Origin of the sequence: Nocardia sp. NBC_01499, from assembly GCF_045040275.1 — a bacterium.
Classification (GTDB): Bacteria; Actinomycetota; Actinomycetes; order Mycobacteriales; family Mycobacteriaceae; genus Nocardia.
Genome location: NZ_CP109426.1, coordinates 8,939,950 through 8,954,675, shown reverse-complemented (window position 1 = coordinate 8,954,675; position 14,726 = coordinate 8,939,950). Strand labels below are relative to the sequence as shown.

At 66.7% G+C, this 14,726-nt stretch carries 15 protein-coding genes; 5 read left to right on the top strand and 10 right to left on the bottom strand.

What is annotated here, in order from left to right; genetic code table 11:
* Positions 1-425: 425 nt before the first annotated feature.
* Together tyrS and OG203_RS40810 are read right to left on the bottom strand one after the other, a co-directional pair.
* A complete protein-coding gene (gene tyrS / locus OG203_RS40815) occupies positions 426-1,703 on the bottom strand; it encodes a tyrosine--tRNA ligase (RefSeq protein ID WP_405162536.1) in 1,278 nt (425 codons plus the stop codon).
* An 82-nt stretch (positions 1,704-1,785) separates the two neighbouring features.
* A complete protein-coding gene (locus tag OG203_RS40810) occupies positions 1,786-2,427 on the bottom strand; it encodes a TetR/AcrR family transcriptional regulator C-terminal domain-containing protein (protein WP_405162535.1) in 642 nt (213 codons plus the stop codon).
* 91 nt (positions 2,428-2,518) lie between these two features.
* Here OG203_RS40810 and OG203_RS40805 point away from each other — a divergent pair, with 91 nt between their 5' ends.
* On the top strand, positions 2,519-2,845 hold the full coding sequence (locus OG203_RS40805; protein WP_405162534.1) for a hypothetical protein: 327 nt from the start codon (positions 2,519-2,521) through the stop codon (positions 2,843-2,845).
* A gap of 69 nt (positions 2,846-2,914) precedes the next feature.
* Here OG203_RS40805 and OG203_RS40800 read toward each other — a convergent pair whose 3' ends face one another.
* From OG203_RS40800 to OG203_RS40785, 4 genes are all read right to left on the bottom strand, one after another.
* Positions 2,915-3,340, bottom strand: a complete 426-nt coding sequence (locus OG203_RS40800; protein WP_405162533.1) for a DoxX family protein — start codon at positions 3,338-3,340, stop codon at positions 2,915-2,917.
* A gap of 99 nt (positions 3,341-3,439) precedes the next feature.
* Positions 3,440-4,066, bottom strand: a complete 627-nt coding sequence (locus OG203_RS40795) for a DNA-3-methyladenine glycosylase (protein WP_405162532.1) — start codon at positions 4,064-4,066, stop codon at positions 3,440-3,442.
* Between the two features lie 15 nt (positions 4,067-4,081).
* Positions 4,082-4,363, bottom strand: coding sequence for a DUF3761 domain-containing protein (locus OG203_RS40790; RefSeq protein WP_405162531.1), 282 nt, complete (start codon positions 4,361-4,363; stop codon positions 4,082-4,084).
* Positions 4,364-4,469: 106 nt separating this feature from the next.
* The gene (locus OG203_RS40785; protein WP_405162530.1) at positions 4,470-5,618 is read right to left on the bottom strand and encodes a low temperature requirement protein A; all 1,149 of its coding nucleotides are present in this window, start codon (positions 5,616-5,618) and stop codon (positions 4,470-4,472) included.
* A 207-nt stretch (positions 5,619-5,825) separates the two neighbouring features.
* Between OG203_RS40785 and OG203_RS40780 the strand changes: the two genes are divergently transcribed.
* The 4 genes from OG203_RS40780 to OG203_RS40765 all read left to right on the top strand — a co-directional run bounded on the left by OG203_RS40780 (position 5,826) and on the right by OG203_RS40765 (position 9,041).
* Complete coding sequence (locus tag OG203_RS40780) at positions 5,826-6,557, top strand: ABC transporter ATP-binding protein (RefSeq protein ID WP_405162529.1); 732 nt, start codon at positions 5,826-5,828, stop codon at positions 6,555-6,557.
* 44 nt (positions 6,558-6,601) lie between these two features.
* Positions 6,602-7,396 carry an ABC transporter permease gene (locus OG203_RS40775; protein ID WP_405162528.1) on the top strand — a complete coding sequence of 265 codons (795 nt, stop codon included), beginning with the start codon at positions 6,602-6,604 and terminating at the stop codon, positions 7,394-7,396.
* Entirely contained in the window at positions 7,393-8,058 is a 666-nt protein-coding gene (locus tag OG203_RS40770) for a TetR family transcriptional regulator (protein ID WP_405162527.1), read from the top strand. The genes OG203_RS40775 and OG203_RS40770 overlap by 4 nt, the downstream gene beginning before the upstream one ends.
* 425 nt (positions 8,059-8,483) lie before the next feature.
* Positions 8,484-9,041, top strand: a complete 558-nt coding sequence (locus tag OG203_RS40765) for a hypothetical protein (protein WP_405162526.1) — start codon at positions 8,484-8,486, stop codon at positions 9,039-9,041.
* A gap of 13 nt (positions 9,042-9,054) precedes the next feature.
* On the opposite strand, the gene OG203_RS40760 is transcribed toward OG203_RS40765, so the two are convergent.
* The 4 genes from OG203_RS40760 to OG203_RS40745 all read right to left on the bottom strand — a co-directional run bounded on the left by OG203_RS40760 (position 9,055) and on the right by OG203_RS40745 (position 14,479).
* Positions 9,055-9,282: a Trm112 family protein gene (locus OG203_RS40760; RefSeq protein ID WP_405162525.1), complete on the bottom strand. Its 228-nt coding sequence runs from the start codon at positions 9,280-9,282 to the stop codon at positions 9,055-9,057.
* Between the two features lie 9 nt (positions 9,283-9,291).
* Positions 9,292-9,885 carry a GtrA family protein gene (locus tag OG203_RS40755; protein ID WP_405162524.1) on the bottom strand — a complete coding sequence of 198 codons (594 nt, stop codon included), beginning with the start codon at positions 9,883-9,885 and terminating at the stop codon, positions 9,292-9,294.
* 175 nt (positions 9,886-10,060) lie between these two features.
* Entirely contained in the window at positions 10,061-12,304 is a 2,244-nt protein-coding gene (locus OG203_RS40750; RefSeq protein WP_405162523.1) for a hypothetical protein, read from the bottom strand.
* A 15-nt stretch (positions 12,305-12,319) separates the two neighbouring features.
* On the bottom strand, positions 12,320-14,479 hold the full coding sequence (locus OG203_RS40745) for a hypothetical protein (RefSeq protein ID WP_405168159.1): 2,160 nt from the start codon (positions 14,477-14,479) through the stop codon (positions 12,320-12,322).
* Positions 14,480-14,726 lie beyond the last annotated feature (247 nt).

Below are 14,726 nucleotides of genomic sequence, written 5' to 3'. Positions count from 1 at the left end.
CGGGGGGTATGAGAGGCCGGAACCAATTAAATAATTGGCACTGACATTCATCGACACACTATTGAGTTCTCAAAGAACACACGCACACACTTCATCCCCGGCGCTAACCGGTTCGTCCGTGAGGCAACTGTTCCAGCCTAAACGGCATCTCCCGCAGAGTCAAGTCCGCGTGATCACCTTAGGTTTCTAGCTGATGGCCAGGCGCTCTCGTACTACCTCGTTTCCCGGTCCATCCGCTCAGCGTTTCCGCTGTGCTTCTCGGCTCCGGGTCGGTGTCCGTGTCGCTCTGACTCGAACTAAGTTACGCGGCGGATAACGCAGAGTCAAATCCGCCGTTCGGGCCGGTGTTTCCCCAGGTCAGAGCCTCGGTTTCGGCCCGACCGGGGGCTTGAATCACATGGATGTGACTCAAGCCACCGTGATCTTCATGCACCTGCCCGCAGTACCCCAGCGAGGTTCTTCTTTCCGCGCCGCAAAACCAGCCAGCGCCCGTGCAGGTAGTCGCTGTCGGCGGGGGTCCATTCCAGATCCGAGACCCGCTCGTTGTTCACCGACGCACCGCCTTCGTTCACCGCGCGCCGGGCCGCACCGCGACTTTCGCTCAATCCGGTGGCGACGAGCAGATCAACGATCGTGCTCGGCTCCCCCGCGGCCAGCTCGGCGACGGCGGCTTCGCGCAGCGCGGCACCCAACGTCGGCTCATCCAGTTCACGCAGCTCGCCGCGACCGAACAGCGCCTGACTCGCCAACTGCACCGCGCGGGTGTTCGCCTCGCCGTGCACCAGCGTGGTCATCTCGGCGGCCAGCCTGCGCTGCGCTTCTCGCGCGTGCGGCCGTTCGGCCGTTGCCGTCTCGAGTTCGGCCAGTTCCTCTCGCGACAGGAAGGTGAACCACCGCAGCTGCCGGACCACATCGGCGTCGGGCGTATTCACGAAGTACTGGTACCAGGCGTACGGGCTGGTCATCTCCGGATCGAGCCACAGGTTGCCGCCGCCGGTCGACTTGCCGAACTTCTTGCCGTCGGCGGAGGTCACCAGCGGAACGGTGAGCCCGTGCACCAGGGCGCTGTCGACCCGTCGGTTCAGTTCGACGCCCGCGATGATGTTGCCCCACTGATCGGAGCCGCCGACCTGCAACGTGCAGTCGTACTGCCGGCGCAGCTGCAGGTAGTCGTTCGCCTGCAACAGCATGTAGCTGAACTCGGTGTAGGAGATGCCCTCGCCGTCGAGCCGTCGCTTGATGGTGTCGCGCGCCAGCATGACGTTCACCGAGAAGTGCTTGCCGATATCGCGCAGGAAGTCGATGGCGGACAGCTGCCCTGTCCAGTCCATGTTGTTCGCGATCACCGCGCCGGTCGACGGATCGTCCAGGTCGACGAACCGTGCCAGCTGCGAACGGATGCGTCCGGCCCATTCCTCGACCGTGTCGGTGGAGTTCATGGTGCGCTCGCCGACGTCGCGCGGATCGCCGATGAGCCCGGTGGCGCCGCCGGCCAGCACGATCGGCCGGTTGCCCGCGCGCTGGAAACGCTTCAGCGCGAGCAGTGGCACCAGGTGTCCGGCGTGCAGGCTCGGCCCGGTGGGATCGAAACCGGCATAGACGGTCAACCGTCCCGCGTCCAGGGCAGCGCGCAGCGCGTCAAGGTCGGTGGATTGCGCGATCAGTCCGCGCCAGGTCAATTCGTCGATGATGTCGCCGCTCACGGTGTCCCATCTTTCCGCACGGGTAGTAGGTGCCTCGAGTGGACCTCAGTGTGTCGCGGTTATCCGCCGCAGGTCGAGCGAATTACGGGGCGGCGGCGAACCCGCGGACGAGGATGTCGACGGTCAGCGTGAAGCGGGATTCGAAGTCGAGGCCGGCGCCGGTGGCCAGCGACTCAGCGAGCAGTGGATAGGCGTCCGCGTCCGCCTCGGCCTGCGCGGAGTCTGCCTGTTCGTGGCCGGGTGTCGTGCCGACCTCGGCGAGGGTGTGCCCGATGACGAACATCATCAGGGCATTGACGATGTCCATCGCCCGGCCGAGCGGCACGCCCTGATCGCACATCACCGCAAGGCCGGATTCCAGAATCCGATAGGCGCCGGGTGAGTTGACCGGCCTGGTCGCGAGGATGCCGAGGGTCGCGGGATGGGCGAGCAGGGTCGCGCGCATCGCGTGCGCCATCGCGGTCATGGCTTCGGGCCACGGCTGGTCCTCGTCGGGCAGCAACTCCCCCTTCGATCGCTCGAGCAGGCGCTCGACCATGCCGTCCAGCAGCGCGGCCTTGCTCGGCACGTAGTGATAGAGGCTCATGCCGTCGACGCCCATCGCCGCGCCGAGTTTGCGGGTGGACAGGGCGGTGAGCCCGTGTTCGCCGACGAACGCGATCGCCGCGTCGAGGATCTTTTCCCTGGTGAGCCCGGCACGCGGACGGGACCTTCGATCTGCCACGCGACCATCCTCGCAGATTTCTCTTGCACTGCAAGAAAACGGCGGCTACGGTTTATCTTGCACTGCAAGATAACTGGAAAGGCCCCCGAAGATGCTGATCGCAGCCATGTCCCGCCGCCTCAACGACGATGTCGACTACGCCACCTTCCGCAAGGCGTGGATCCCCGACGAGACCGTTCCCGGCGACCCGCGCACCCGGATGCTCAGCGCGCTGAACATCGAGGACCCCCGCGAGCTGTTCACCCTCGCGCTCATCGAGAACGCCGAGGTCGCCGACATCCCGGCGTGGATGGAGCGCCTCACTCCGATCGAGGAACGCCGCTACGAACGCATCAAGCACCTGGTGAGCGAACCGACCTTGAACGCCGTGTACCAGGTGGTCGCGGAAGACGATCTCTCCCAGCCGATTACGGAGTGAGGCTGCCCGACAACGCGGCATGACGATCGGCGGACCGAAGTCCGCCGATCGTCCGCGTTATCGAATTGTTCAGCGGGACAACATCTCCCGCACCGCGACGATGCTGTCGCGCCGCTCGTAGGCGATCCAGGCGAAGAGGACCGCGAGCACCAGCGGGAAGGGCGCGAGGGCGGCGGCGTCGAGCAGGAACACCTGGGTGGCCGCGGCGAGCACGGTGGTGATCGACAGGCCGGCGGCGGCAAGCCCGCTCAGCCGCGGCACCAGCAGGCCGATGCCGCCCGCGACCTCGACGATGCCGGTGAAGTAGCGGAACCAGTCGCCCCAGCCGATGTCGTTGAACGCCTGCACGGCGGCTTCCTGGCCGTACAGCTTCGGCAGACCCGAGACGATGATGAAGAACAGGCCGAACAGGATCTGCAGGGTCCACAGCACGCGGTTCAGCTTCTTGCCTGGGCGGGCGTCGGCGGCGGGGGCGGAGGCGGGGATGGCGGTCATGATGTCGTTCCTTCAGGTCGGTCGCGCTGGGTGTTAGCGCGTTCACCAGATAGGACGTGGCCCCTCGGAAAAACTCATCGGCCGCCGAGCAGAAAGTTTTCAGGACGCCTCGGCGCGCGGCGCACGCGGGCTGCGCCGGTAGGTGGAGACCGCGGGCGAGGACGGCAGCCAGAACCGCCACGGCAGGTCCGCCGCGGTACTCACGCCGACGCGCGGGCCGCTGGCGATCTGCTTGGCGGCAATGGCCTTGCCGAGTTCCAGTCGAATCACCGAGGACGGGTCGAATAGCGGAGTTCCGTAGTCGCTCAACGTGATTCCCAGCGCACCACCGAGATTGCCCGGCCCCCTTGCCAAGTCGGCGTCGGTGCGTGCGGTGCGACGCCGCGCACGCACCTCGTCCACCCCGGCTACCACCTCAGCGGACCTGATCAGCGCGGCGCTGGCGATCCCGTCCGGCCCGGTCGTCACATTGATGCAGGTGTGCATGCCGTAGCTGAGGTACACGTACAGCACTCCGGCCGGGCCGAACATCACCGTGTTGCGCTTGGTACGCCCGCGCCCGGAATGCGACGCGGGATCGGGCCACGGTCCGGCGGGATCGCCGCCGTACGCCTCGACCTCGACGATCCGCACGCCCACCGAGCCGGACCAGAGGGTGGCGCCCAGCAATCGGCGGGCGGCAACGGGCGGTTCGACGGCTAGCTCATCGGCACACACAGCCGCCATTGTCCAAGACGACCGCTACGGCAACTCCACCAGCCACTCGTCGACGCCCTTGTGTCCGGAGCAGGTGCCGCTGCGGTGCTGACTCTCGCTGTAGGTGCCGTCCTTGCATCGCGCGGTCGCCCCCGACGGCGCGGTGTCGGCCTGCTGCGGACGCGGGATGCACCGCTTGTCGACGTTCAGGTACTGGCTCGCCGGGCACGCGGTGTGCAGCGCCGGTGTCGCCGCCGCGGGCGCGGATATCAGCGCCGCCATTCCGACGACAGCCGCGAACAGCCCGAGCAGCGATTTCGTTCTCATATGAAATTCCTTGCGACAGAAGGACATTCAACGAGACGAAGAGCATATCTCGCCGGTCGCAACAACCTACCGCGCGGCGTCGATACTCGGGTATCGGCTGTACGACCTACACGTAGGAGCTGTGCTGCCCGGTGCGCAAGGTGATCAGGTCGTCGGCGATGACGGCGATGTAGCCCACCGCGACGAGCGCGGCCAACTGCGCCCACGACACCCACGCCACGCCGATCGGGATGGTCGCGGCGACGGCGACGGCCGCGAGCAGCCGCATCCATGGCCGAGGCAGTTTCAGGGCGACCCGGAAGAAGAACTGCGCGAGGAAATACAGCGCGACACCGCCGGATAGTGCGGACGCGGCGGCGAGGCTGAGGGATTCGTTGCCGTGCCCGATGCTCATCTGGATGCCCGCCGAAGTCACGATGATGCCGATCAGCAGCGGAAACAGCGCGTAACCGTAGCCGAGCACCGCGGGCCGGGAACGCTCGCGGGCGGGTACCGCGGCGAGCGCGTGTTCCCCGCGTTCGTCATCGAAGCCGAAGTAGGCCCACCACAGCACGTAGGCCAGGCACAACGCCAGCGACACCGTGACGATCAGCTGGGGCGTGATGTCCACCCCCGCCAAGCCGACACCGATGGCGACGATGGACTCACCGATCGCGACAATGACCACGAGGCCGTTGCGCTCGCAGAAGTGGCTCGCGCGCACCACGAAATCGCCGGTGTCGACCAGGTAGGGGCTGATCACCTGGACCGCGAACGCCAGTCCCCAGCACAGGTATTGCGGCCAGCCGTGGAGGAAGCCACCGGCGAGCACCAGGGCCGCGGCGAGCGCGTTGTAGGGCCACATGTGTTTGATGGCCCGCCGGGCGGAGGCGCCGCCGCCGGAGACGAACAGCGCGGCATGCACGACCGTCACCAGGACGTAGGCGATGCCGAAGGCGATCCCGGTGCCGTGGAAGGCGTCCGGAATGGCCAGCGCGAGTACGAAGAACGAGAACATGCCGACCAGCAGCCAGGTCCGCCGGGACGAGCTGTTCGGCGCCACCTCGTTGGTGAGCCAGACATACCCGGCGTACATCCACCAGATGATGCCGAACACCAGCGCCACCTGGCCGAGCGCCTGCCAGCTCGGGTGGTGGGTGAACACGTGGGTGAGCTGGGTGATGGTGAAGACGAAGACGAGATCGAAGAACAGCTCCAGCGTCGAAGCCCGCACCTGTCCCCCGTCGACGGACAGTTCTGCGCTCTCGTTGGTCACCGCAGGAGCCTAAAACGCCGAAGTGGCCAACGCTTGTCAGACGAGGCCGAACTCGAGCTGATCGCGGACTTCCTGCGCCGCACCGCCACGGCCGGGCACGATTCGGCCGCCGAACTCGGCGGTTGAGCATTCACCCCTTGCCCCCACGGCATGCTCGCGCTAAATTCATCACATAGTGAATTCAACACTCGATGAATTGAGCCGACCATGTCGCAAAACACCTCATCACCTGCGGTCGAGGTGCAGAACCTGACGGTGCGCCGCGGCGGGCGCGAGGTCCTGCACGATGTTTCGCTGACCATCCCGCGCGGATCGATCACCGGACTGCTCGGCCCTTCGGGGTGTGGCAAGACGACGTTGATGCGCAGCATCGTCGGCACTCAGATCATCGAGTCCGGACAGATCTCGGCGCTGGGGCAGCCCGCAGGGGCGGCGGAGCTGCGGCGCCGGATCGGGTATGTCACGCAGGCGCCGAGCATCTACTCCGATATCAGCGTGCACGAGAACGTCGCGTATTTCGCCGCGCTCTACGGGCGCGAGCGTGGCGCCACCGATGACGCGATCAACGCGGTCGGGCTGGCGGAGCACGCGTATCAGCGCGGCGATCAGCTGTCCGGCGGGCAGAAGACGCGCGCCTCGCTGGCCTGCGCGCTGGTCGCCCAGCCGGAGCTACTGGTCCTCGATGAGCCGACGGTCGGCCTTGATCCCGTGCTGCGCGTGGATCTTTGGCAACAGTTCCGCGAATTGGCGGCCGGTGGAACCACTTTGGTGGTGTCCAGCCATGTGATGGACGAGGCCGAGCACTGTGATCGACTGTTGCTGATGCGCGACGGGCACTTACTCGCCGAGCTGAGCCCCGACGAATTGCGCACCGAGACCGGCGAACAGAACCTCGAACGTGCCTTCCTCACGCTGATCACGGCGCGGCATGCGGCATGAACACTCCCAAAACCTCAGCATCGCCGAACATTAGGCAGCAAAACATGACCAGCACACTCGAGCCCGCGACACGGCGGTCTCCCACCCTTCGCCCGTACCTCGCGACGACCACCCGCATCCTGCGCCAGCTGCGCAACGACCACCGCACCGTCGCGATGATCCTGGTGGTCCCCGCGGTGCTGATGACGTTGCTGTACTTCATCTATCGAGACACACCGACCACCCCGTTCAACCCGGTACCGCTGTTCGACCGGATCGGCATCGCCATGCTCGGCATCCTGCCGTTCATCGTGATGTTCCTGATCACCGCGATCGCCATGCAGCGCGAACGCACCTCGGGCACGCTGGAGCGGCTGCTCACCACGCCGCTGTCGAAACTCGATCTGCTCGGCGGCTACGGCACCGCGTTCTCGCTGGCCGCGGCGGCGCAGGCGGCGGTGGCCTGTCTGGTGTCGTTCGGTCTGCTCGGCCTCGACTCGGCGGGCAGTCCCGGCTGGGTGGTGCTGATCGCGATGGTCGACGCGGTCTGCGGTGTGGCGTTGGGTCTGCTGGCAAGTGCGTTCGCGCGCACCGAGTTCCAGGCGGTGCAGTTCATGCCGGTGGTGGTTGCGCCGCAGATCTTCCTGTGCGGCTTGCTCGTTCCGCGCGGTGATCTGCCCGGCTGGCTGGAGGCGATCAGCAATGTACTGCCGCTGAGCTACGCCGTCGATGCGCTGCAACAGGTTTCGACGCACCCGAACGCGACCGGCGCGATGTGGCGCGACCTCGCGGTGGTCGCGGGCTTCGCGATCGTCGCCCTGTGCCTCGGCGCGGCGACGCTACGGCGGCGCACTCCGTGACGGCGACCAACGAGGACCGTCCCGCCCGCAGCGGGCGCCGACCTGGCCAGTCCGGTGCGCGCGAGGCGATTCTGCGGGCGGCGCGGGACCGGTTCTCGGAAGGGGGTTTCGACAAGACCTCCATCCGCGCCGTCGCGGGCGACGCCGGCGTCGATCCCGCACTGGTGCACCACTACTTCGGGACCAAGCAGGGGTTGTTCGCCGCCGTCGTCCAGCTCCCGGTCGACCCCGAAATCATTTTGCGGACAATCGATTCCGCCCCGCTGGACCGTCTCGGCGAAGCCATCCTGCGCGGCGTCCTCGGCCTCTGGGACTCCCCCGCGGGCCCCGGCATCGTCGCCATGGCGCGCAGCATCATCGCGGGCGGGGAGAACGCGCTGGCCCGCACGTTTCTGCTCGAGGTCGTCTTCGAACGGGTACGTCAGCGCATCGCGACGCCCGAAGACGATGCCCGCCTGCGGATTACCCTGGCCGCGTCACAGATGATCGGGCTGCTGATGGCCCGCAAGGTTATCGAACTCGACCCGATCGCCACCCACCCCCAAGAAGGCCTGATCACCGCGATCGCACCCACCATCCAGCGCTACCTCACCGGCGAAATAGGCACGCCCCCCATCGAAACCCGCTCGGCGTCGCCCGTCGACGCCGAACCCGGCCACTGAGACATCAATGCGAGCGGACACGCTACGAAATGTGAGTATTCGCTGCTGAAGACCCGCATTGACATGCTTCTTAGCGAATTATGCTGTGCCCCTGGCATATTCGATCAGTTAACTTGCGATCGAACCTTCCCCACACCCATACTTCTCAGCGATCACACAGTGAACGATCTACGCGGCCCACATGGCCGACGGGGGAATGGGGTATAGACATGTTCGGGCTATCACACAGGCGCGCACTGCGTTCAGCGGCAATTGCCGTGGCGATATTGAGTTCGATCGGGACGACATCGGTCAATCTCGGTGCGGCGCACGCTGATCCGCTCTGCATGCCAACGGGATCCTCGGGTTGCGCTCCGATACCAACCTCGCCAACGCGGACCATCCGTCCCGGTGATTTGATCAGGTCCGGTAAGGGGGCGTGCTCGGTGGGGCTCACCGGGACCATCCGGACACTGACGTACGCAGTGACCGCCGGTCACTGCTGGGTGCCCGGCAAGAACGTGGATACGGTGACTCATGATGCCAACGGCGAAATCAACGGCACATTCGTAGCCGGGGCGCCCGATTCCGAGAACGTCGTCGGCGCGGCGATGGGCTACGGCTTACTGGAGATCAACCCATTCCAGGTGGCCGTATCGGGATCCTTCGACAGATACTCCCTGGAATCCATCGATACTAATCCGCAAGTAGGACAACAGGTATGCAAACTCGGTGCGCGAACCGGGCTGTCCTGCGGCACCATCTCGCGGATCGGCGACAACTACTTCCTCATCGACGGCATGCACAGCGACCATGGCGACTCGGGCGGCATCGTCTTCCGTGAGCTTCCCAATGGACATGCCGTTTTTGTCGGCACTGTCAACGGTTTTCTCGAGACACAGCGTGAGACGGTCATCGCGCAGTCGGCGAGCAACCTGCTCGGCCAGCTCGACGCCTTCGCCGCCGGCAAGGGCGACACCTTCCATTTCCAGGCGGGGAGCTGAGCCAGCGCTGCGGTCAGGCTTCTACCGGCTGCTCGATGAAGTCGGCGTGTTCGGCGTCGGAGACGTCGCGGGCCTCGTCGATGAGCAGCACGGGGATGCCGTTGTCGATGGGGTAGGCGCGGCGCAGGCGCGGGTTGTAGAGGACGGTGCCCTCGGTCGCGCGGACCAGCAGTAGCGGGCCCTTGTCCTGAGGGCAGGCCAGCAGGCTCAGCAGCGTGGCGTCCAAGGTGTGCTCCGGCATGAGCAAAACCTACCCGACGGCGCCGTCCGCCTCGACCGGCGGTCGGCGGCGGAAGGAGAAGTGGCGGTGGCCGAAGTAGCTGGCGGCGGCGACCAGCGCCATCACCACGACCGCTGCGGGCTTGTCGGGAAAGTGCCAGACCGAGACGGCCAGCTCGAGCAGCAGCATATTCAGCAGCAGCCCACCGGAATTGACCGCGACGAAGCGCAGGAAGTCGCGCAGCAGGTGCCCGCGCACCCGGAACACCAGGGTGCGATGCAGCACGAACGCGATGACGATGCTGACGGCGTAGGACGCGGCCACCGCGACCGACGGCGGCACGCTGTCGCCGAGCACCGCGAGCCAGACAACGGTCAGGCCGATCCCCAACGCGGTATTGAACCCGCCGACCGCGGCGAACGCGACCTCTTGCCGTTGCACGAGACGCAGCAGCGGACCTGGTTTCGCCGCGGTAGCGCTGAGACCGGACGGATCCGCCACTTGGCTCGGATCCGTAATGTCCAGGTCCGGCGCGTCGACCAGGGCGGCTACGTCGCGTGTCACCGTCGCCGCCGCACTGTCGACGCCCGCGGACGCCGTGCTTCGCTCACCGTTGAAATTCATCGGACGTCCACCTCCAGTCGCGCCAGCACTCTATCGTCCTAGCACCGCGACTGATAGGCAGGCGCACCCATTCGAACTGGCGCACCTCGGCTGAGCCGCACGCCTTCTGATGTCCCGCGCCTGGAATCGCAGGCAATTCCAGGCGCGCGAAATCAAGAAACGTGCGGCTGTCGGGTCAGTGCTTCGCGTCGACCAGGTCCGGCTGCGGGGTGGTGGGTTCGGTTTCGATGGTGTCCGCCGAATCCAGTTCGTCGTCGCGCCGCCGACTCCGCAGGAACGCCCACTGCAGCACCCCGACGCCGAGCAGCCCGAGCAATGCCGTCGCGCCGCCGATCTTCCAGCCGGGCGGACGCCAGCTCAACTCCAGGTCACCGTTCTTGGTGCCCGCCGGGATATCCACCGCGACAAACGTTTTCGCGACGACCCTGATCGGGATGTCGTGCCCGTTGATGCTCGCCCGGTAGCCGGGCCAGCCGAGCCGGGCGAACACGACCTGGCCACCGTTGTCCGAGTTCACCCGGACCCGGCTGGTCATATCGGATTCGGCGACCGAGGTCGCGGTGACGCCCGCCGTGGCCGAGACGCGCCCGTTGCGGGTCGAGATCGGGCCGCCGACCCGTTCCAGCACGGAGATGTACTGCTCGTGTCCGGGGTAGTCGACCCACTTCCAGCCATCCGGCGCGGGTTGGTTGCGCGCGTCCGGGTACAGGGCGCGCTGCAGCACGACCCGGTCGACCTTCATCAGGTCGACGACGGTGCGCCCGGTGCTCGGTTCGACGTCGAACGCCCGGCGGAACGCGTCGGGGCACACGCTGGTGTCCCATCGCATGCACAGCATCTCGCCGAACCAGAAGTGCCCGTTCGGGGTGTAGCCGCTGACGTAGGTCTTCTCCAGATCCTTGGCGTAGTTGCCGAACACGAGCGAGCCGTAGGCGCCCTTCAGGTCCCTCGCCACGGGCGGGATCAGCGCTCGATCGGCGAGTTGCAGTGTGGTGCCAGCGAATTCGGGGAACGCGGCCTTCATCTCCGACCGCTTCTCCGGCAGGTTCCAGCTCATCGGCGTCGGCTGCGCGCCGCGCACCTGGATGTAGGCGATCGGGACAACGGCGACGAGGGTCAGCACGCAGGCCGCGACCATCCCCCTGGTCCGCGCGAGCCACACCACCGCGGCACCGAGCGCGGCCACCGAAAGTGCCGCGAGCACATGCCAACCCAGCTCGTGCGGCGCCGCCGAGAACGAGCGAACGAACAACAACCCGATCAGCACGCCGGCGGCCACCCCGCGCCTGCGCCAGCCGTCGAAGGTGGCGAAGCGACCGAGCAGCACACACACGAGCACGAGCAGCCCGAGCGCCACCATCGGCAGCACGCGCGCCGGCCAGCGCAGTGGCCCGATGGTGCCGGGCCCCGCGGTCCACATCAGCCCCATGATCGCGACGAGCGCGATCGCGGTGAATTCCCGCCAGTTCTCCCGCGCCTTGTGCCAGTCGATGAACGCCAGCGCCGGAATCAGGAACCAGGCGATGTAGACCACCGGCATCGGCTGCACGTAACCCCACCAGGAGGTGTACGCGGGCAACGTGCTCGGCAGGCTGGCGTTGAGCGATTCCGACCATGGCACGGTGAGGAACTGGTCGTTGTTGATCTGCGCGGTGCCGCGCCAGGTGACCTTCGCCGAGAACATGCTCGGCAGGTAGGTCGCCAGCCCGGCCAGTGCGGCGAGGGCCGAGGCCGCGAGCAGCCGCACCGACGGCATCCATTTGCGTTGGTAGACAACCTCACCGACGGCCACCGCGCCGATCATCAGACCGGATTCGACGGCGGGGAAGATGTACTGCACCGAGATGGCCAGATACAGGAAGACGAAGGTCGGGATCGGCCCGCTGCGCCCGCGCGCGTAGCGGACACCGGAGGCCCAGGCGTGCACCAGCCAGGCGGTGCCGACGAAGGCGGTGTACCAGCTTGCCTCGTCGAAGAACAGCAGCCAGCCGGTGAACGGAATCGAGATGCCAGCGACCGCGGCCCACGGGGCGCTCGCTCCGTACTCGAGGCACACCCGGTATACGCCGAGTCCGAGGACGATCGCGAAGATCAGTTTGACGATCGTGGCGTAGAGGGCGACGTTGTCCACCGAGGGCGCGATCAGGTCGATCAGCAGCTGCGGCGGATTGAGCAGACCCGCCTCTTCGATGGTGTAGTTACCCGCCATCCAATGCTCGGGGATCATCGCGGGGAACTGCCCGTCGCGCAGGCGATTCCCGAGCATCACCCACAGCGGGGCGTACTGCGACTCGGTGTCGTCGGTGTAGAAATGCCGGACATTGGCCAGCAGAACGGCACCGTATCCGGCCAGCACACCGAGTGCGGTTATGAGGCCCCATTTGTACACGTCCCGCCGGGCCAGGGCGCTGCTTTCCACCACGAGTTCCAGACCCTACATGGCGGCGGGAAACACCTTCGCACGCCGCCGCGACCGCACGTACAGCCACTGCAATACGCCGACGCCGACCAGCCCGACGGCCAGGGTGCCGATGCCGATCTTCCACCCGGGTGGACGCCAGGTCAGGACCAGTTCGGCGTTCTGTGTACCAGCGGGAATATCAACGGCGACAAACGATTTGGCCACGGTGGTGATGGGAATCCGGGTGCCGTCGATGGTGACGCGGTAGCCGGGCCAGCCGAGTCGGGAGAACACCACTTTGCCGCCGTTCGGCGAGCTGACCCGCACCCGGCTGGTGGTGTCGGTTTCGGAGATCGAGGTCGCCGTCGCGTTCTTGGTGGCCGCGACCCGGCCGTTGACCGTGGAGATCGGCCCGTCCGCGCGTTCGAGCACCGAGATGTACTTCTCGTGGCCGGGGTAGTCGACCCACTGCCAGCCCTCCGGTGCCGGCTGGTTGCGGGCGTCCGGGAACAGGGCCCGCTGCAGCACAACCCGGTCGAGTTTCATCAGATCGGCCAGGGTGCGCCCGGTGGTCCGTTCCGGGGCGAACAGGCGCCGGAACGCGTCGGGGCAGACGCTGCTGTCCCAGCGCATGCACAGCAGCTCACCGAAGTAGAAGTGACCGGTCGGGGTGTAGCCGTTGACGTAGGTCAGCTCGAGTGATTTGGCGTAGTTGCCGAAAACCAGGGAGCCGTAGGCGCCGTCGAGGCTGTTGTCCCCCGGCTGCAGCAGGCCGCGCTCGGCGAGCTGCAGTGTGGTGCCGGGGAAGTCGGGGAAGGCGGCCTTGGCGTCGGAGCGGTTGGTCGGCAGGTTCCACGTCATCGGGGTCGGTTGCGCGGCCTGCACCTGAACGAACGCGATCGGGAACATCGCGACGATCACCAGCACGCACGCCATGGCAACGCCCTTGATGCGGGTGAGCCACAGCGCCGCGACACCGAGCGCGACGATCGCGACGGCCGCGAGCACGTGCCAGATCAGATCGTGCGGATCGGCGGAGAACGACCGCACCAACAGCAGCAGGATCAGTACGCCCGCGGCGATCCCGCGATTCTTCAGATCCCGTGTCGTGCCGTAGCGCCCGAGCAGCACGCACACCAGCACCAGCAGTCCGATGGCGAGCATCGGCAGCACCCGCACCGGCCAGCGCAGCGGGCCGATCGAACCAGGGCCCGCCGCCCACATCAGCATCATGACCGCGAAGAACGCGACGCCGAGCAGTTCCCGCCAGCTGTCCTTGGCCCGTCGCCAGTCGATGAACGCGAGCGCCGGAATCAGGAACCAGGCGATGTAGGTGACCGGCATCGGCTGCACGTACCCCCACCAGGAGGTGAACGCGGGATGCGTACTCGGCAGGCTGGCATTCAGCGATTCCGACCAGGGCACCGTCAGGAACTGGTCGTTGATGACCTCCATGGTGCCGCGCCAGGTCACCTTCGCCGACAGCATGCTCGGCAGGAAGGTCAGCAGGCCGGCCAGCCCGGCGCAACCGCCAACAATGGCCAGCCGGAGCACCGGCCACCACTTGCGCTGATAGACGATCTCGCCCACCGCGACCGCGAGCAGCATCAGCGCCGCCTCGACGGCCGGGAAGATGTACTGGGTGGAGATGGTCAGATACAGATAGACGAAGACCGGGATCGGTCCGCCCTTGCCGCGCGTGTAGCGCACCGACGACGCCCACGCGTGCACCAGCCACGCGGTGCCGGTGAGCGCGGTCATCCAGCTGGCCTCGTCGAAGAACAGGAAGAAGCCCGACAGCGGGAATGCGACACCGGCCACCGCCGACCAGGCTGGCCGCCCGCCGTAGGCGAGACAGATGCGGTAGACGCCGAGTCCGGCGATGATCGCGAAGATCAGTTTGACGACGGTGGCGTAGAGGGCCATGTTGTCGACGGACGGTGCGATCAGATCGATCAGCAGCTGCGGCGGGTTGAACAGGCCCGCGTCGTCCATCGTGTTGTTGCCCGACATCCATCGCTCGGGCACCAGCACCGGGAAGGTGCCGTCGCGCAGAGCGTGGCCGAGGCCGACCCACAGGCCGGTGTATTGGGATTCGGTGTCGTCGGTGTAGAAGTGCCTGGCGTTGGCGAGCAGCACCGCGAGGTATCCGAAGATCACTCCGACGGCGGTGACCAGGCCCCAGAGGTACACCGTGCGACGCGACGCGCGGTCGAGATCATCCGGCCCGGCGGCAGCTACGGACCCGGCGGCGTCGGGCTCGGCGGCAGCCACGAAGGTCTCGGCCGTCTCGACCGAATCACCCCCTGTGACCTCGGCGGACCCCGGCCGCGGCACCCTCGACACTGCACTATCCGTCACGACTTCCAAACCCTACACAGCAGTGTGGCGCTTGGCATCCGGCCGCCGCCGCGTTGATGATGTACGGATGCGCTGGCCC